15 protein-coding genes and 1 tRNA gene are annotated in these 17792 nt (G+C 60.6%); 6 read left to right on the plus strand and 10 right to left on the minus strand.

Going from position 1 to position 17792, the window contains the following annotated elements; all coding sequences use genetic code 11:
* Positions 1–3 precede the first annotated feature (3 nt).
* From M0H32_RS14025 to M0H32_RS14035, 3 genes are read left to right on the plus strand one after another with little or no spacing between them, the layout of a single operon-like run.
* Entirely contained in the window at positions 4–549 is a 546-nt protein-coding gene (locus tag M0H32_RS14025; RefSeq protein WP_248155011.1) for a slr1658 superfamily regulator, read from the plus strand.
* A gap of 32 nt (positions 550–581) precedes the next feature.
* Entirely contained in the window at positions 582–920 is a 339-nt protein-coding gene (locus M0H32_RS14030) for a slr1659 superfamily regulator (RefSeq protein WP_248155013.1), read from the plus strand.
* A 32-nt stretch (positions 921–952) separates the two neighbouring features.
* Positions 953–1402 (plus strand): hypothetical protein, encoded by a 450-nt coding sequence (locus tag M0H32_RS14035; protein WP_248155015.1) that lies wholly within the window; start codon positions 953–955, stop codon positions 1400–1402.
* A 104-nt stretch (positions 1403–1506) separates the two neighbouring features.
* On the opposite strand, the gene M0H32_RS14040 is transcribed toward M0H32_RS14035, so the two are convergent.
* Positions 1507–1583 (minus strand) — tRNA-Arg (locus M0H32_RS14040).
* A 206-nt stretch (positions 1584–1789) separates the two neighbouring features.
* Here M0H32_RS14040 and M0H32_RS14045 point away from each other — a divergent pair.
* Positions 1790–3346, plus strand: a complete 1557-nt coding sequence (locus M0H32_RS14045) for a cryptochrome/photolyase family protein (protein ID WP_248155017.1) — start codon at positions 1790–1792, stop codon at positions 3344–3346.
* 362 nt (positions 3347–3708) lie between these two features.
* Here the strand turns inward: M0H32_RS14045 and M0H32_RS14050 are convergent, their stop codons facing one another.
* On the minus strand, positions 3709–4125 hold the full coding sequence (locus M0H32_RS14050) for a septal ring lytic transglycosylase RlpA family protein (RefSeq protein ID WP_248155019.1): 417 nt from the start codon (positions 4123–4125) through the stop codon (positions 3709–3711).
* Positions 4126–4565: 440 nt separating this feature from the next.
* Here M0H32_RS14050 and M0H32_RS14055 point away from each other — a divergent pair, with 440 nt between their 5' ends.
* Positions 4566–6563 carry an EAL domain-containing protein gene (locus M0H32_RS14055; RefSeq protein WP_248155368.1) on the plus strand — a complete coding sequence of 666 codons (1998 nt, stop codon included), beginning with the start codon at positions 4566–4568 and terminating at the stop codon, positions 6561–6563.
* A 349-nt stretch (positions 6564–6912) separates the two neighbouring features.
* The gene (locus tag M0H32_RS14060; RefSeq protein ID WP_248155021.1) at positions 6913–7437 is read left to right on the plus strand and encodes a flavodoxin domain-containing protein; all 525 of its coding nucleotides are present in this window, start codon (positions 6913–6915) and stop codon (positions 7435–7437) included.
* A 230-nt stretch (positions 7438–7667) separates the two neighbouring features.
* Here M0H32_RS14060 and gyrB read toward each other — a convergent pair whose 3' ends face one another.
* The 8 genes from gyrB to mutM form a co-directional block, all read right to left on the minus strand.
* The gene (gene gyrB / locus M0H32_RS14065; protein ID WP_248155023.1) at positions 7668–10121 is read right to left on the minus strand and encodes a DNA topoisomerase (ATP-hydrolyzing) subunit B; all 2454 of its coding nucleotides are present in this window, start codon (positions 10119–10121) and stop codon (positions 7668–7670) included.
* A 132-nt stretch (positions 10122–10253) separates the two neighbouring features.
* Positions 10254–11402 (minus strand): DNA replication/repair protein RecF, encoded by a 1149-nt coding sequence (gene recF / locus M0H32_RS14070; protein WP_248155025.1) that lies wholly within the window; start codon positions 11400–11402, stop codon positions 10254–10256.
* 38 nt (positions 11403–11440) lie between these two features.
* The gene (dnaN, locus tag M0H32_RS14075) at positions 11441–12559 is read right to left on the minus strand and encodes a DNA polymerase III subunit beta (protein ID WP_248155027.1); all 1119 of its coding nucleotides are present in this window, start codon (positions 12557–12559) and stop codon (positions 11441–11443) included.
* A 170-nt stretch (positions 12560–12729) separates the two neighbouring features.
* Positions 12730–14211 carry a chromosomal replication initiator protein DnaA gene (dnaA, locus tag M0H32_RS14080; RefSeq protein ID WP_248155029.1) on the minus strand — a complete coding sequence of 494 codons (1482 nt, stop codon included), beginning with the start codon at positions 14209–14211 and terminating at the stop codon, positions 12730–12732.
* Between the two features lie 155 nt (positions 14212–14366).
* Entirely contained in the window at positions 14367–14777 is a 411-nt protein-coding gene (locus M0H32_RS14085; protein ID WP_248155031.1) for a rhodanese-like domain-containing protein, read from the minus strand.
* Between the two features lie 676 nt (positions 14778–15453).
* Positions 15454–15720 (minus strand): 30S ribosomal protein S20, encoded by a 267-nt coding sequence (gene rpsT, locus M0H32_RS14090; RefSeq protein WP_248155033.1) that lies wholly within the window; start codon positions 15718–15720, stop codon positions 15454–15456.
* Between the two features lie 162 nt (positions 15721–15882).
* A complete protein-coding gene (locus tag M0H32_RS14095) occupies positions 15883–16656 on the minus strand; it encodes an enoyl-CoA hydratase (protein ID WP_248155035.1) in 774 nt (257 codons plus the stop codon).
* 143 nt (positions 16657–16799) lie between these two features.
* The gene (mutM, locus tag M0H32_RS14100) at positions 16800–17693 is read right to left on the minus strand and encodes a bifunctional DNA-formamidopyrimidine glycosylase/DNA-(apurinic or apyrimidinic site) lyase (RefSeq protein ID WP_248155037.1); all 894 of its coding nucleotides are present in this window, start codon (positions 17691–17693) and stop codon (positions 16800–16802) included.
* Positions 17694–17792 lie beyond the last annotated feature (99 nt).

The following is a 17792-nucleotide window of genomic DNA, read 5'->3' on the forward strand; positions in this document are numbered from 1 at the left end:
GGCATGGTCGAGGATTTTGGAGAGACGGCCGCCTCGAACGGTGGCGATGCAACGCGGTTTTGCCTAACGTTAATGGCCGAGCCGTTGGAGCTGAGCTGGCATCATTGCGGTGTGACGTCCGATTTTTTGGGTGAATATTTCAGCCGCTCCTGCGGGCGGTCGATCGATGCCGTGGATGCCCGCCACAGCATCAGCTACATGATCAACGAGATCCTGGAAAACGCGATCAAGTTCCGTCATGGCGGCGACATCGAGATCCGCAGCTCCCTTGAGGGCGAGACTTTCGAAATCCAGATCGTCAACAGAGTCGACCCGGACACGGCGGACAAGTTCCAGGCGCATCTGAAGGGTTTGCTGGAACGTGAGCCAGGCGACCTGTTGCTGGAACGCATTGAGGAGAACGCACTTAACCCGGATTCTTCAGGTTCCGGGCTAGGGTTGCTGACACTTATGAGTGACTACGGGGCCAAATTGGGCTGGTCTTTCGCGTCTGAGCGTGTAAGTGAAGGCCTTGAGTTAACGACCTATGCGTCTTTGCGACTTTCCTGATCGCTGACATAATTCCGAAGGAAGAGACCAAAATGGAAATCAGCACGAACGACTACCGCGTTTGGACTGAAAGCTCCACAATCCACTACGAAGGAACAATGCGGCTGTCAGGTACGGACGCCTATGCGCCGATTCTGGAAATCATGCATGCCGTTCTCGAAGCCAAGCCGGAACTCATCACGCTGGATCTGACCAGTCTGGAATTCCTGAACAGTTCCGGGATCAACCTCCTGGCGAAATTCACCATCGAAATCCGCAAGCAGCCGGAAGTCGGCGTGCGCGTTCTGGGCTCCAAGTCCATTCCCTGGCAGTCCAAGTCCCTGCGCAACCTGCAGCGTCTCCATCCCGCGCTGGAACTGACCATTTCCTGACTTTCCCGGGAGGACGGGCAAGGCCTGCCGCCATGCATCAGCAACGGACCTTCACGCGAGCACGCGGCCCTGGTTTTTGCCGCGCCGGGAGCGGTGCTCTTCTGGCCCCGCTGGCCGCCGCGTTCCTTGTTGCCGCCTGCCAGTCCTCCGGTTCAAACCCCAAGCTGAAAAGCACGTATGTCGGCCAGAGTTCCGCCGCTTTTTTCGAGGCCTACGGTCCGCCGGACCAGGTGATCGGCCTGGAACAGAAAATGAAGAAGGACTCGACCGGCAAGATCGTCAAGCAGACCGATCCCAAGGAGCTGGTCTATTACTGGTCTTCCGCCCGCACCGCCCCGTCCAAGGTGTCCAAGCCGACCGGGGACGTCTGCAACCTGGCCATCCTGACCAGCGCGGAGGGGAAGATCCTGCGCATCGAAGTCCAGGATGAAAACGGCGACATCGCCACCGTGAAGGCCAAATGCGAGGCCTTGATCAAGTAGGGGCCTAGCCGGCCGCATTGGATGTCGCAGGCCCCCACACGCACGCCAGCTCCTGCCCCAAGGATCCGGTGCTGGCGGGCTGTGATCTGAAAATTTCCGGAAAATGGCGCACCCGACAGGATTCGAACCTGTGACCTCTGCCTTCGGAGGGCAGCGCTCTATCCAGCTGAGCTACGGGTGCTCGTCGCGCGCGCAGGAGCTGCGCGGCGGATAGAGGGGTCTGATACTAGATCCCGCTGAAAGGGGCAATGGCTTTCTGAGATTTTGGACAAGATATGAGAGCTGCCCGGCCGGGCGCGTGGCACGCTTCGGAAAATTTGGATCTCAAGTGATAGGAACGCGGCCGGCCTGCGTAGGAAGGAGAGCATTGCAACATCCTCAGGACCCATGACCGACCGATCCTCTTGCCGAAACCTTGTCCTTGTGCTGGGCGATCAATTGACGCCGGACCTTTCAAGCCTCAAGCGCGCCGATCCGGCGCGCGACCGCGTTCTGATGGTCGAGGTGATGGAAGAGGCCACCTATGTGCGCCACCACAAGAAAAAGATCGCCTTTCTGTTTTCGGCCATGCGCCATTTCGCTGAAGGCCTGCGCGCGGCCGGATGGACCGTCGACTATGTGACGCTCGACGCCGAGGACAACAGCGGTAGTTTCCGGGGCGAGGTGGCGCGCGCCGTCAGGCGCTGCGCGCCGGAGCGCCTAATCGTCACCGAGCCCGGCGAGTGGCGGGTGCTGGAGGACATGAAAGGCTGGTCGGAAGCGCTGGCGCTGCCGGTCGACATCGTCACGGACACACGGTTTTTCTGCGACCTCGCCGCCTTCAGGGCCTGGGCTTCGGAGCGCAAGCAACTGCGGATGGAGTTCTTTTACCGCGACATGCGCCGCAAGACGGGGCTCCTGATGCAGGGCGACGAGCCCGCGGGTGGCAAATGGAATTTCGACGCCGACAACCGCAAGCCGGCCAAACCGGACCTGTTCCTGCCGAAGCCCAAAAGATTCGAGCCGGATCGCATCACCCGTGAGGTGCTGAAGCTGGTGGCGGACAGGTTTTCCGGCCACATTGGCGATCTGGAGCCCTTCTGGTTCGCGGTCACGCAGGCTCAGGCCGAAGAGGCCTTCGAGCACTTCCTGGAGGAAGCCCTGGCCGGTTTCGGCACCTATCAGGACGCGATGCTCTCTGGCCAGAAGTTCCTGTTCCATTCGGTGGTGTCGACCTATCTGAACGCGGGCCTGCTCGATCCCATGACCTTGTGCCGAAAGGTGGTGGCGGCCTACGAGACCGGCAAGGCGCCCCTCAACGCGGCGGAAGGTTTCATCCGCCAGATCCTCGGCTGGCGAGAATATGTGCGCGGCATCTACTGGCTGAAGATGCCGGACTATGTGACGGCAAATGCGTTGAACGCGACGGCCAGGCTGCCCGGCTTCTACTGGACTGGCCAGACCCGCATGCGCTGCCTGTCCGAGGCCATCACCCAGACGATCGAGGAAGCTTATGCCCATCACATTCAGCGGCTGATGGTCACCGGTAATTTCGCCCTCCTGGCAGGTGTTGACCCGGCCGAGGTGCATGACTGGTATCTGGCGGTCTATGCCGACGCCTATGAATGGGTCGAGCTGCCGAACACGCTCGGCATGAGCCAGTTCGCCGACGGTGGCCTGCTCGGCTCCAAGCCCTATATGTCCGGTGGCAACTACATCAACAGGATGTCGGATTATTGCGGCGCCTGTGACTATGACGTGCGCCGGCGCACGGGTGTGGGCGCCTGCCCGTTCAACGCACTCTATTGGGACTTTCTTGACCGCAACGCGGATGTGCTGCGTGGCAATCCGCGTCTCGGACAGGCATATGCGACCTGGGATCGCATGAGCGCGGACAATCGGGAGGCCTGCAGAGACGACGCAACGGCGTTTCGAAACCGCCTTGCAGCGGGTGAGCCGGTCTGAACTGGAGCCGGGTCGCGCACAGAAATGCATCCTGCCTGTCATTCAGGCAAAGAGCACGTTTGAGGAAGGATTATCAGGGACTTAAAAAAAACGCGCAGCCGGTAAGACTGCGCGAATAAAGTTACTGTGCACGTGGCCCCATCGACCACGGCGGCAACTCTAGCGGCATCTTACGTGAATGTCATTACCGTAAAATATTTTATTTTTTGATTCACTGTAATGCGACTGATCGTTATTCATACTGAGTCATATTCGAAAGAATGTGACATAACAATTAGCTCATTAATTTCAGCATCTTAAATTTGTAATACATTTCATGAACATAGCATCATGTTCGCTATGCTGTAACACTTTCCGATTTTTTATTGGCATATATACTTATGTTTTTGACCTGGTTTTGCATTCGGGCCGGTCACCTTCACGCGTGTGAGGCCCTTGCGCACAAACCCGAGTTCCTTGGCGGCTGCCCAGGTGACATCGATCACCCGGCCCTTGGCGAACGGGCCGCGGTCGTTGATCCTGACGGTCACGGTCTTTCCGTTGGCGAGATTGGTGACCTTCACCAGGGTGCCAAAGGGCAATGTGCGATGTGCGGCCGTGAGGCCTTTGGGGTTGGCCGTCTCGCCGCTGGCGGTCTGCCCGCCGAGCTTGTACCAGGACGCCTTGCCGCATTGCTGAAAGGCGCCCGCCTGTGCCGGCGATGCCAGGCCCGCCCAAACGGGCAGCAAGACACAAAAAGCAGCAACCGGAAGCTGCTTTGCGGATTTCACTCTCTTCATAGGTGTTCTCCCGGAACCCGTTTTGCGTATTTGACTGAAAAGACGGCTGGACCGCCTCGGGTTGGCTAACATTCCGTAGCGGCGCCTTTACGTCGGCAGCGTGATCAAAATGTGGCGTGATTTCAGGGGGTCTTTGGCATTAGTATAAAATAAACATAAAATTTGAAGTAATTTTGTACATAGAGAATAAATCTTTTGTTTACTATAAAAATTCTAAGAATTGTGGGTAGTTTTTCTGTTTCAGTTTTGAGAACCGAACTGTGCTAGTAATTTTTACACAGGGGCGGCGCAGTGTGTGTTTGAGTTTGCGCCAGATAAACGGCAATTTTTGAAAGGGCGGTCTGGTGCAAGTCAGCCATCGGTTCAGTGATGACCGGCTGGAACACTCCGGTCGTGCAGATAAGAATACGCTCACGGGATTTCACACCTCCTTGCTGGAAGTGCTTCCCCATGCCGCTGCCTATGTCGCTCAGGACGGCAGCATTCTCGTTCATAACAAGCATATGAAAACCAATTGCGCCGCCAAGGGCGTGTTTCCCGTTCCCGGCAGCTTGCAGGATCTTCTGACCGAGGGCAGCTGGAAACGCTGTGAGGCGGTCCTGTCGGCAGCCTTCAGCGGCGTGCCTGCCCAGGCGAGCGGAACCATCCTGATGCGTTCCGGCAATGCGTTCTGTCATCACATGATCTGCACATCATTTGTCTCCCTGACCTGCGAGCGCCAGGCCGTCCTGGTGCAGTTCGACATGGAAGACACAGCCCAGGACGCGCTTGCCAAGATCCCAGCGCCCGTGCCGGCTGAAAAAAAGCCGGCCAAGCCTGAAACGGCTGCCGGCTTTCTGGAGCATTTTCCCGACGATCTGGTGGTGTTCGAGGGGCTTGAAAGCCCCCACCAAAAGGCGCGCAAGCTGCTGGACACCATCAACAGCGATTACGATATCGACCTGCTCATAGAGGCGCTTGAGGACCTGGATCCGGCGATCGCGCAAAGTCTCTACATTCCGGAGCGCCGTGCCTTCGAGGGAAGTGACTGTGCGGCCGACCGCCGGATGTGCGAAATCCGCATCGTGCCCATGCCTCAGCCGGACACCAATGCGGGAGCGCAGATTGCGTCGCTGGCGATCATTCGCCGCAATGTCGATTGTCCGAAGGAAATCGCCGAGAACCGGCGGCTCGCCTATCTCGACCCGCTGACGGGACTGGAAAACCGGCGGGCCTTTACCAGGGCGCTGAAGCGGGAGCTGGTCCGGCTGGCGTCCGACAAGGACACGGGCCTCGCCGTCTATTATATCGACCTTGACGAGTTCAAGAAGGTCAATGACCTGGGCGGCCACGACGCCGGCGACGACATGCTGCTGCGCGTCGCCGCCTGCCTGCGTCTCATTCTCGGTGAATTCGGCACGGCGGCCCGCATCGGTGGCGACGAATTTGCCGGCATGGTTCCGGCGGCCAATGAAGAAGCCGCGCTCGATGTTGCCGAAGAGATCCTGGACGGGTTCGACCGCATCCGGCTGGAAGTCGGCGACAAGGTCTTCACCATCGGCGGATCCATCGGGGTTGCCTTTGTCGACAGCGGCCTGTCGCTACGCGATGCAGACGCCGCGGTTCTTCTGGGCCTTGCCGACCGGGCTTGCCTGAGCGGCAAGCGCTTCGGCGGCCGCTCGGTGCAGCTTCATGCCGTCGAGGCGGCCGAATGCCAGTCCTCTGGTTTTGATATTGTGGACCTGCCGGAACCCGGCAGTTTCAGGGCCAATGAGCTGACCCTCTATTCCATGCCCATCATGTGTTTGAAGAAAACGCGGATCTGCGGTTCTGAAATCCTGTTGCGCCTTCAAGGCGATCGCGCCAGAGGCCTGTCTTCGCGTGCCTGGATCTCTGCAGCAGAACGGTCCGGTTTCATTGCCCAGGTGGACGCCTGGACGCTCGACAAGGTGCTGGATGCCGCCGAGCGCAATCCGGAGCGCTCCATCCTGACCATGAATGTGTCGGCGGAATCGGCGCGGGATCCGAACTTCCGCGACGGTCTTTATCACCGCTTGTCGGTCAATCCGCTGCTGGCGGCGAAACTTTGCCTGGAAATCGCGGAAAAGGACTTCCTGCGCGAGCCGGCCACCGTGGAATCCTTCTTCAAATTCGTTACCGAACTTGGCTGCCAGACGGCCATCGACGACTTTGCCGGCCACTGGCCGGTGCTGTCGCGGCTGACCAGCCTCAGGGTGGAATGGCTCAAGCTGGAATCGAGCCTGACCCAGCAGGTCGTGGAGGAGCCGGCCAAGGCGGCGATCCTCAACGGCCTGGTCCGGGCCGCCCATGAGCTCGGCATCAAGGTCATCGCCAAACATGTCGAAACGGCGGAAGAGGCCATGCTGCTGCGCGAATTGGACATCGAGGCGGCGCAGGGTTTTTATTTCGGCAAGCCCGAACCCTGGCCAGGCGGCTGAAATCTGTCCCAATGCAAAAAAGAGCGGCCGATGAGCCGCTCTTTTGTCTTTGATATTTGACGTTTCAGGCTCATGTGGGCGGCCCGACGGCTCTTCAAGAAAGGGGCGGGCGGTTCCTGAGGTCGGATGGCTTCGGAAATCTGGCTCGCGGGAGCCCTTACATGGTCTCCGGTGATGAGGTTCAGGCCGGTTGAAGGGCCCTGCGGCCAAAAGGTCTTGTGCCCCAGATGGCCAGCCAGTCCAGGCTTACGCCGCATTCCAGCAAGGAAAACACGTGGAATTGCGGACGGACGGTAGGACGCCCCTGTGCTAGCGTGATTTCATCGTGTGAAAGCAGGTGGGGTTCCGTATGAACGTTCTGATTGCCTATGCAACCACTGAAGGACAAACGCAAAAGATCGCCAAATTCATCGGCGGTATTTTATCCTCTGGCGGCCATCACGTTCGACTTCACAACGTAAGCGATCCTTCCGGCGGGCTCTCGCTCAGCGACTATGACAAGGTGATTGTGGCGGGATCCGTGCATTCGGGAGCGCATCAGTCCGACCTGCAGCTGTTCGTTTTCGCGCACCGTGACCAGCTTGGCAGGTTGCCCGCTATGCTGGTGTCCGTCAGTCTTGCGGCGGCATTTCCCGATACCGAGGCGGAGGCCAGGAAATACGTCGGCACGTTTCTTGATGCCGCGCAGTGGAAGCCGGCGCAAACCGTCCTGGTCGCCGGTGCGGTGAAACCGGGCATCTATGACTGGTTTCAGCAATCGGCTTTGCGCGATGGCGATCTGGCGTCGCACCTGACAGAAGACCTTCAAAACACGAAGGAATTCACGGACTGGGACGACCTGAGGCGGAAGATCACTGCGTTTGCCGACGCCTGATTACAGCGTTTGCCGGTCACTTTGAAACACTCGGCCGGAAAACGCCTCTGCCATCTTGCAAACCGAAACACGCCGAGGCGCGGGCCCGCCATCCCATCGAAATGGCCGGTCAAGACGGTCACACCCCAGAGCCCGGCCTGGTTTTTCAGGCAGGTTGATCCGGGAGCCGGGAGCCCTCTAAGGACGCTCGTTCGCGCAAGGCCCGGAACGGCCAAACTGTTGTAAGCGCCCTAGATGTCCAGGTTGGCGACCGCCAGTGCGTTGTCCTGAATGAACTCGCGGCGCGGGTCGACCTCGTCGCCCATCAGCTTGGTGAAAATGTCGTCGGCGTCGTCCGCCTCCTTCACCTTCACTTGCAGGAGCGAGCGGACATTCGGGTCCAGCGTGGTTTCCCAGAGCTGTTCGGGGTTCATCTCGCCGAGGCCCTTGTAGCGCTGCAGGGAAATGCCTTTTTGCCCAAGAGCATAGACATTGGCCAAAAGCGCGCGGGGACCGCGGATTTCGGTCGGCACGTCCTTCCTGCGCAGCAGGGCCGCTTTGCCATAGACTTCGCTCAGATGGGCCGCGTGAGCGGCCAACCGGCGGGCATCGGTGGAGCCGAGCAGCGCCGGATCGATGGTGGCCGCTTCTTCAACGCCGCGCACGGTGCGCTTGAACACCAGGCTGCCGTCGTCACGGGCCTCGCCGGTCCAGCCGCGCTCGAATTCGTCCGCCAGGATGTCCATGCGCCGGGCGATATAAGCTGCGGCTTCTTCAGCCTTCGCCCGGTCTTCCAGAATCTCGGTGTTGAGCGCGCCGGCAATCGCGGCTTGCTCGACCACGTCGCGATTGTAGCGCGAATGCAGCCCGTCAAAAATATCGGAGATGGTTCGGGCGGTCTCCACGACAGTGAGCAGGTCCTGGCCGGAGCGAACTTCGCCGTTTGCCAACTCAAGCGTGGTATCACCGAGACCTTGCGCGATCAGATAGTTTTCCAGCGCCAGCTGGTCCTTCAGATACTGCTCGGACTGGCCGCGCTTGACTTTATAGAGCGGCGGCTGAGCGATATAGATGTAGCCGTTTTCGATCAGATCCGGCATCTGCCGGAAGAAGAAGGTCAAAAGCAGGGTCCGGATATGGGCGCCGTCCACGTCAGCATCGGTCATGATGATGATCTTGTGGTAGCGCAGCTTCTCGATGTTGAACTCTTCCTTGCCGATCCCGGTGCCGAGCGCGGTGATCAAGGTGCCGATTTCGTTGGAGGACAGCATCTTGTCGAAGCGGGCCCGTTCCACATTGAGGATTTTGCCGCGCAGCGGCAGAACGGCCTGGTTTTCCCTGTGCCGGCCCTGTTTGGCCGAGCCGCCTGCGGAATCACCCTCCACCAGGAAGAGTTCGGCCTTGGAGGCGTCGCGTTCCTGGCAATCCGCCAGCTTGCCCGGCAGCGAGGCGATGTCCAGCGCGCCCTTGCGCCGGGTCAGCTCGCGGGCCTTGCGGGCGGCCTCACGGGCGGAAGCCGCCTCCACCACCTTGGAGACGATCGCCTTGGCCGGGGCCGGGTTCTCCTCCAGCCACTCGCTAAGGGTCTGGGAGATCAGGTTTTCGACAACCGGGCGCACCTCGGAGGAAACCAGCTTGTCCTTGGTCTGCGAGGAGAATTTCGGATCCGGAACCTTGACGGACAGGACGCAGGTCAGTCCTTCGCGACAGTCATCGCCGGAAAGCGACACCTTTTCCTTTTTCATCAGGCCGGTGGCCTCGGCATAGCCGGTGACCTGACGGGTCAGCGCCGCCCGGAAACCGGCCAGGTGCGTGCCGCCGTCGCGCTGCGGGATGTTGTTGGTGAAACACAGCACATGCTCGTGATAGCTGTCGTTCCACCACATGGACGCCTCGACGGTGATGCCGTCCTTTTCCGCGCTCATGGTGACCGGATTTTCGATAAGCGGATGTTTGGCGCGGTCCAGATAACGGACAAAGGCCTCCAGGCCGCCCTCGTAGAAGAGCTCCTCGACCACTGCTTCCACACCGCGCTTGTCGGTCAGGATGATGCGGACGCCGGAATTGAGGAAGGCAAGTTCGCGCAGCCGGTGTTCCAGGGTCGAAAAATCGAACTCGGTCTTGCTGAAGGTCTCGGGCGAGGGCAGGAAGGTGACTTCCGTGCCCTTCCGGCCGTTGGCCGGACCGACGACCTCGAGCGGCCCCTGGGCATCGCCATGGGCAAAGGTCATGCGGTGTTCCTGGTTGTTGCGCCAGATGCGCAGCTCCAGTTTGGTCGACAGCGCGTTCACCACCGAGACGCCGACGCCGTGCAGGCCGCCGGAGACCTTGTAGGAGTTCTGGTCGAACTTCCCGCCGGCGTGCAGCTGGGTCATGATCACTTCGGCGGCGGAAACGCCTTCTTCCGAGTGCAGGTCCGTCGGGATGCCGCGGCCATTGTCGGAGACGGTTACGGACCCGTCCGGGTTCAGCGTCACGGTGACATGGTCGGCATGGCCGGCCAAGGCCTCGTCGATCGCGTTGTCGACCACTTCATAGACCATGTGGTGCAGGCCGGAGCCGTCATCGGTGTCGCCGATATACATGCCGGGGCGCTTGCGGACGGCGTCGAGGCCTTTCAGGACCTTGATGCTGTCGGCGCCATATTCGGCGCCCCCTTCGTTTTCCTGGGTCGGAATCGGCTCGGACGTGGACGTGTCGCTCATGCGAATCAATCACCAATCGTTTTGTCTTTTCTACCCCCGTTATACGGGGTTCCGGCGGGGGTTCAACCGCGCCGGGGCCGCTGACAAGCCAGCGAAGGGATAATGGTGGAAAACCACAAGATTCCGGCGGTTTTAAGGGGCGTCAGGCCCCTTCAGGATGTGGCTCTTGTGATCCTGGATTTCAAACACTTCCGCCTCTGCCGGCAGGGCCTCGAAAAGCGCCTCGTCGGTGCCGGTCATGAAAACTTGCCCACCTAAGGAATTCAGCTTCGAAAACAGAGCCGAACGGCGGCGCGGGTCGAGATGCGCAGCGATCTCGTCGAGCAGCAGGATGGGTGTCATTCCAGAGACCTTCGCCGTCAGTTCGGCATGGGCGAGCACCAGTCCGATCAGCAGCGCCTTCTGCTCGCCGGTCGAGGACTGGCCGGCCGGCATCGCCTTGGCCGCGTGCAACACTTTCAGGTCGCTCAGATGCGGTCCGCTCAAGGTGCGGCCGGCGGCCCGGTCGCGCGGACGGCCGTCGCGCAGCATTCTGCGGTAGTGATCTTCCCGGTCGGAGGCACTGAGGCCGAGGGTCTCCGCCTCGAAGGCGCCTTCCAGGGCAACACCGGCATGGGGGAACGGCAGATCCTCCGAAACCTGGTCCGCGATCATGCGCGCGAGCAGGCCGACCGTTTCGCCGCGCGCGATGGAGACCGCGGTGCCCAGTTCCGCGACCTGCTGCTCCAGGGCTGTCAGATAACTGTCCGAGCCGCCCTGGTCGAGCAGGCGGTTGCGCTGGCGCAGCGCGGTCTCGAAATCGCTGACCCGGCGGCCATGGGCCGGGTCGATGGCCAGGGTCAACCGGTCGAGGAAACGGCGCCGGTCCGAGGCGGGGCCGGTGAACAATCCGTCCATGGCCGGCACCAGCCAGAGCACGCGCACATAGTCGAGCAGGCTTTCCGAGCCGCGCATGTCCTCGCCGTCGATACGCACCTTGCGGCCCGATGTCCCGGCGGCGAGGCCGGTGCCGATCCTGGTCTCAAAACCATCGAGCTGAACGGTTGCGGCAACGCTCCAGCTGCCGTCGCCGTCTTTTCTGGCTATGTCGGAAAGGGTTGCCCGGCGCAGGCCGCGACCGGCGGTCAGGAAGGAAATCGCTTCCAGGATATTGGTCTTGCCGGCACCGTTCGCGCCGACAAAGGCAACCAGCTTGGCCGCAAGGTCAATCGACAGGGAGGTGTAATTGCGGAAGCCGGTCAGGGACAGACGGGTCAGCTGCGCCGTCCGGAAATCTGTCATGACCCTGCTTCCGCTTTAGCTCAAGGTGTCGCCCGGGCTCAGACCCGCATCGGCATCAGCACGAACAGGCAGTCGTCGACCGTGTTGTCCTGGATGAGGGTCGGCGAGCCGCTGTCGGCCAGCCGGAACAGGGCGGTGTCGCTCGACAGCTGGTTGGCGATGTCGAGCAGGTAGCGGGAGTTGAAGCCGATTTCCAGATCTTCCGCTTCATATTCGACGGCCAGTTCTTCCGTCGCGCTGCCTGAATCCGGGTTGTTCACGGTCAGCACCATGCGGCCTTCGGTGAGCGACAGCTTGACCGCGCGGCCGCGTTCGGAGGAGATCGTCGACACACGGTCGACGGCTTCCTTGAACTCGTCCCGGTCAACGCGCATTTCCTTGTCGTTGCCCTGCGGGATCACCCGTCCGTAATCCGGGAACGTGCCGTCGATCAGCTTCGAGGTCAGGATCACGGAGGCCGTGGTCAGACGGATCTTGGTGTCGGACAGTTCGACCTGGACATTGGCTTCCGGGTCTTCCAGCAGTTTCTGGATCTCGCCGACGGTCTTGCGCGGCACGATGATGCCCGGCATGCCCGCCGAGCCGGACGGCGCGGGCACTTCGGCCTGGGCCAGCCGGTGGCCGTCGGTCGCCACTGCACGGAACTGCTGGCCATTGGCCGTGTCGACCGTGTGCAGGTAGATCCCGTTCAGATAATAGCGGGTCTCCTCGGTGGAGATCGCGAACTGGGTGGTATCGATCAGCTTGCGGATGTCGGCCGCCGTCAGGGAGAAACCGTGGCTGAAATCGCCTGCGGTCAGGTCCGGGAAGTCGGTCTCCGGCAGCATCTGCAAGGTGAATCTCGACCGGCCGGCGCGGATTTCCAGCGTGGCATTGTCACCGGTGGTTTCCAGAACCACCTGGGAACCCTCCGGCAGCTTGCGCACGATGTCGTAGAACATGTGCGCCGGCACCGTGGTCGCGCCCGGCATTTCGATCATCGCCGGCACGCTCTCGACGATTTCAAGGTCGAGGTCGGTGGCCTTCAGGTTGATCGCGCCGCCATCGGCCCGAAGCAGAACGTTGGACAGGATGGGAATGGTGTTCCGGCGTTCGACCACCCGGTGAACATGGGTCAAGGACTTGAGGAGGTCGGTCCGCTCGAGGGTCGCTTTCATTCACTCGTTCCGTACTCATGAAAGGCCGGACGGAAGGCCCGGCAAACTGGATTTTTTTAAAGCTCCGGAGTGGAGCGGGGGGACGACACTGCCCTTAACTCGGCGCAAAAGCAAGGGGGCGTTCCGCCGGAACGCCCCCAATTTTGGTCGAATATCGTGGAATTTAACCCTTAGGCGTCGAGCATGCGTTTCAGCAGCTCAAGCTCCTGCGCGAGAGAGTAATCCGCGCGCGCCATTTCCTCGATCTTACGTACCGCGTGCAGCACCGTTGTGTGATCCCGGTTGCCGAAGCGGCGGCCGATTTCCGGCAGTGAGCGCGGTGTCATCACCTTGGCCAGATACATGGCGATCTGGCGCGGGCGCACGATCGTCCGGGTGCGGCGGGCCGACAGGAGATCCGCCTTGGTGACATTATAATGCTTCGAGACCACCCGCTGAATGTCCTCGATCTTGACCCGGCGCGGTTCGCTGGAGCGCACCAGATCGCGCAGGGTCATTTCCGCCATTTCCTGGGTGATCGGCTGGTTGGTCAGCTGGTTATGCGCGATCAACCTGTTGAGAGCACCTTCCAGGTCGCGGCCCGAAGAAGCCACGTGACGGGCAACATAGTCCAGAACACCGTCCGGCACGTCGAATTGAGGATAGGATCTGCGGGCCGCCTCGACGCGCGACACAAGGATGTTGCGGCGCAGGGAGAAATCCGGTTCCTGGATGCCGACCACGAGACCGCCGGACAGGCGCGAGCGCACCCGGTCGTCGAGCGTGTCGAGTTCGGAGGGGGCGCGGTCGGCCGCCACGATCACCTGGCGCGCGCCGTCGATCAGCGCGTTCAGCGTGTGGCAGAATTCCTGCTGCACCTGTTTGCCGTGCAGGAACTGCATGTCGTCGATGAGCAGCAGGTCGATCGTGCGCAGGTTCTCCTTGAACGCCAGCGCCGACTGGGACTTCAGGGCCGCCACGAACTTGTACATGAAGTGCTCGGCCGTGAGGTAGAGCACCTTGCGGCCGCCGGCACGCGCTTTGGCGGCCACGGCCTGCATCAGATGGGTCTTGCCGAGACCGACGGACGCATGCAGGTAAAGCGGGTTGAAGGTGACAGCGCCGCCTGCGGCGACCTGACGGGCCGCGGCCAGAGCCAGGTTGTTGGACTCGCCTTCGACAAAGGTCTCGAACGTGTATTTCGGGTCCAGAGCCGCGCCCTGAAGCACATCACGGGCGCTGTCGGATCCGGTATCGCCGCGGCCAAGCGCAACGGCTGCGGTCGCGGCCTGGGCCCGGGTCACCTGGGCAGCGTCGGACAGGGAGTCCGCACGGCTGTCGGCAGCAATCGGCTGAGCGCCCTGCGGGCCGGTCAGGCTGGGTTTGGCGACCGGCGTCTGGCGCGGCCGGATAGCGCCGCGAACCGTCAGCTCAATCCGGTGAACGTTGTCGCATTCACGCTGCCACAGGCCCATCAGCTGGTCGTTGTAATTGTTCTGGATCCACTGCTTCAAAAACCGGGTGGGAACGGACAGACGTACAGTGCCGTCCTGGTGTTCCTCGAGGTCTACTCGCGCAAACCAGCTGGTAAAAACATCGTCGCCCAATTCCGCGCGAAGCTGCTTTTTCACCCGTTTCCAATGTTCGGAGCCGCCTGCCTCCTGAACCTGCATATCATCTGCCTCCTGTACATGTGAAGAACAGTCCGCCACAGCTTGTTCTTCGACGCCTTGCTGCTTTTGCAGCATTATGATGTCCCTTTTGGGACGGTTATTGGATTGGCGAAGGGGTGTATACCCGTCGCCGGTCCCTGCTCGAGGCAGGGTTTCTAACTCTGAATCCAGGGCAGCCCGGCGGCCTTCCAGCCGGACTGGTGTCCACGGTGCCCCGCCTCATCGAGGGGGCCTTCGAAACCGTCAGAAATATTGAAGCACTGCGTGTAGCCAATCTGTGTCATGGCGATCGCCGCCGCCTGGCTCCGTGCTCCGGAGCGGCACAAGAAATAGATTGGCGCGCTTTGGTCAAGTCCTTTTTTGACCAAGAGGTCCGAAACGGATTTTGCGAAGTCCGGATTGGCGCCGGTCGAAGGAAAGCTTTGCCATTCCGCCAGGACGGGTTCCTTGCCGATCGGCCGCAGATCGGGGAGACCGACAAAGGCCCATTCCGCCTGCGTGCGCACATCGACCAGGACAGCTTTTTCCTGTCCGGAAAGCTCGTTGAAAGCCTCCTGCGCAGTCACATTGCCAGCATATCCGTTGTGAAATTGCAAAACCGCCCCCTTCAATAGCGAAAAGCTATTGATGCAAAGTACATATGAAGTTTTAGAGAAGAAGGATTTAGTCTAGATCGCCGCTAAGCGCCGCTAGGGTTGAATACATTATTGTATTCATTCAGCGGGTTAGAGGCCGAGTGCTCAGTGGTGTATCGATTAGACTTATTCATTTTTGATCCAAGCACCGTTTTTAGGTTGTTCGCTGGTCTTCGCCGCCAGCCGTATTGTTAATATACAGACCGCGACCGGTGGAGCAACCACGTGTTTTCCCGGATCGCGGAAACAGCCGGTTTCGACCCCTGTTTCGGGGATTATTGCCGTCCTTCTGACGAGCGAACTAATGCTTTTTGAAGCAATGACTTTTTGCCTTGCGGGCCTGTGTCATAATTCAAAAAGCCAGATTTTAAAAAAAAAATCAGAACCGACAGCTTGACTCGTTCCGAATCCGTATCGATTGGCCTGGCTCAAGCCTACATGTGCGCAAATCATTGGAAAATATCAGCTTTTTATGACAGCATAATACTCGGTAGAAATTGCAATATTGCCCGTTCTGGTTGCTGATTTCGGTCATCCACAAAATTGCATGGCTAAAAAAAACCCGGCACGAAGGCCGGGTCTTTTTAACGGTGATGTGACGGAGGTTTTAAGCGCCAAGTGCCTTGATACGGGCATTGAGACGGGAAACCTTCCGCGAGGCCGTGTTGGCGTGCATCACGCCCTTGGACGCGGCGCGCATGATTTCCGGCTGTGCGGCCTTGAAGGCTTCGCTGGCAACAGCCTGGTCGCCGGAGGCGATTGCCTCTTCAACCTGGCGCAGATAGGTGCGCACGCGGCTGCGGCGAGCTTTGTTCGTGGCCGTCCGGCGGGCAATCTTGCGGGCCGCCTTCTTGGCCGATGGTGTGTTGGCCATGGGCTCAATCCTGATCGGTAATTGGGACTAGTGTCCGGTGGCGATCGGGACCAAAGCGCAAAAGCAGCAAGACCCGATCAAAAAACAACGGCGGCGGAAAACCGCCACCGATTGGGCGCTGCTTATAATCGCGTGTGCGCCTGCCGTCAACGGCTTTGTCGTCTATTTGTTACGGAAATCCGGAGAACGCTTTTCGGTGAAGGCGGTCATGCCCTCATTCTGGTCCTCCAGAGCGAACAGAGCCTGGAAGACGCGCCGCTCGAAGCGGACCCCTTCGGAGAGGGTCGTTTCATAGGCCCGGTCGACACTCTCCTTGGCCATCATCACCACCGGCAGCGAGAAATCGGCGATCTTGTCGGCCGCCTTCAGCGCTTCTTCCAGAAGGTCGTCCGCCGGGACGATCCGGCTGACCAGACCGCTGCGTTCGGCTTCCTCGGCATCCATCATCCGTCCGGTCAGCACCATTTCCATGGCTTTCGACTTGCCGACAAACCGGGTCAGCCGCTGGGTGCCGCCGGCGCCGGGAATAACCCCGAGCGTGATTTCCGGCTGGCCGAACTTGGCCGTGTCCGCCGCGATGATGAAGTCGCACAGCATGGCGAGCTCGCAGCCGCCGCCGAGCGCGTAGCCCGCGACCGCCGCAATAATCGGTTTGCGGTTGCGCGAGACCCGGTCAAACGGCGTGATCAGATCGGTCTGGTAGGCGCTGGCAAAATTATGCGGCTGCATCTCCTTGATATCGGCACCGGCCGCGAAGGCCTTCTCCGAGCCGGTGATGACGACGCAGCCGATCCGTTCATCGGCGTCGAAGCCGTCCAGGGCCGTGCCGAGTTCGGCGATCAGCGCCGAATTCAGCGCGTTCAGCGCCTTCGGCCGGTCCAGCGTGATCAGTCCGACCTTACCGCGTTTTTCGACCCGGATGTTCTCATATCCCATTTGCCCGCTCCCAAGAGTGGTTTCTGCCGCAAGACGGGTCCCACGAGTGGTGCGCGGGGCCGGGTCGCCGCAGAGCCTAACAATTGAATTCTATGCGCCATGCCTAGCCGACCCGCGGCGGCACTGCAAGCTTGGCCAATGGGTCAGGTCTGACAGGCGGGGCAATAGAATGTCGACCGGTTCGACTGGACCAGGCGGGCGACCTTGCCGATGCAGCCTGGCGTGCGGCAGGCCTCTCCCTCGCGGTCATAGACGGCAAACGAATGCTGGAAATAACCGAGGGTGCCGTCCGCTTGCGTGTGGTCGCGCAGGGAAGAACCGCCGGCGCGAATGGCCTCTTCCAGGGTTTCCCGGATATTGTCCGCCAGCACCACCGCTTTTCTGGTCGGGCGCCCGGATTTGCTTACCAGGGTGCCGGCGGCCCGTTCCGGGCTCAGGCCCGTTCGCCAAAGGGCTTCGCAGACATAGATATTGCCGAGGCCGGCAATCAGTTTCTGATTGAGCAGGGCCGCCTTGAGGTTGGTTTTGCGGCCGGCAAACAGCCGCGCCAGGGTGTCACCGCTCAGATCGTTGCCGAGCGGCTCCAGGCCGAGATCGCGGAAATAGGGATGCTCGGCAAGGGCGGGACGGGCAACGAGATCCATGAAACCGAACCGGCGCGGATCGTTATATAGAACACGCGCGCTGCCGCCGTCGGCCGTTTCCAGATGAAAGACAACGTGGTCGTGTTTCGGATCCTTGCCGCGGGCATGGGCGAACCGGCCCGGCGTGTCCGCCGCAAGATCGTTTTCAATCCGAAACGATCCCGACATGCCCAGATGCATGATCAGGACCTCGCCGCTGTCGATATCGCCGAGCAGGTATTTCGACCGGCGCGACAGCGCGGTCAGGCGCCGTCCGGCAAGGCGATTTGAAAAGCCGTCCGGGAACGGGAAGCGCAGGTCGGCGCGGTTCTGGTCGACCTTTGTGATCAGCGCGCCTTCGAATGTCGGCGCCAGGCCGCGTTTGACGGTTTCCACTTCCGGCAATTCCGGCATGGCAGGTCTGGTCTCCATTCACAATGCGCGCTATAGGCCTGCGGCATATGGTTTTGCATGGCCGGCAACGATAGCGCTTGGCCGGGGCTTGTACTATGG

This window comes from Roseibium sediminicola (assembly GCF_023156505.1).
Taxonomy (GTDB): Bacteria; Pseudomonadota; Alphaproteobacteria; order Rhizobiales; family Stappiaceae; genus Roseibium; species Roseibium sediminicola.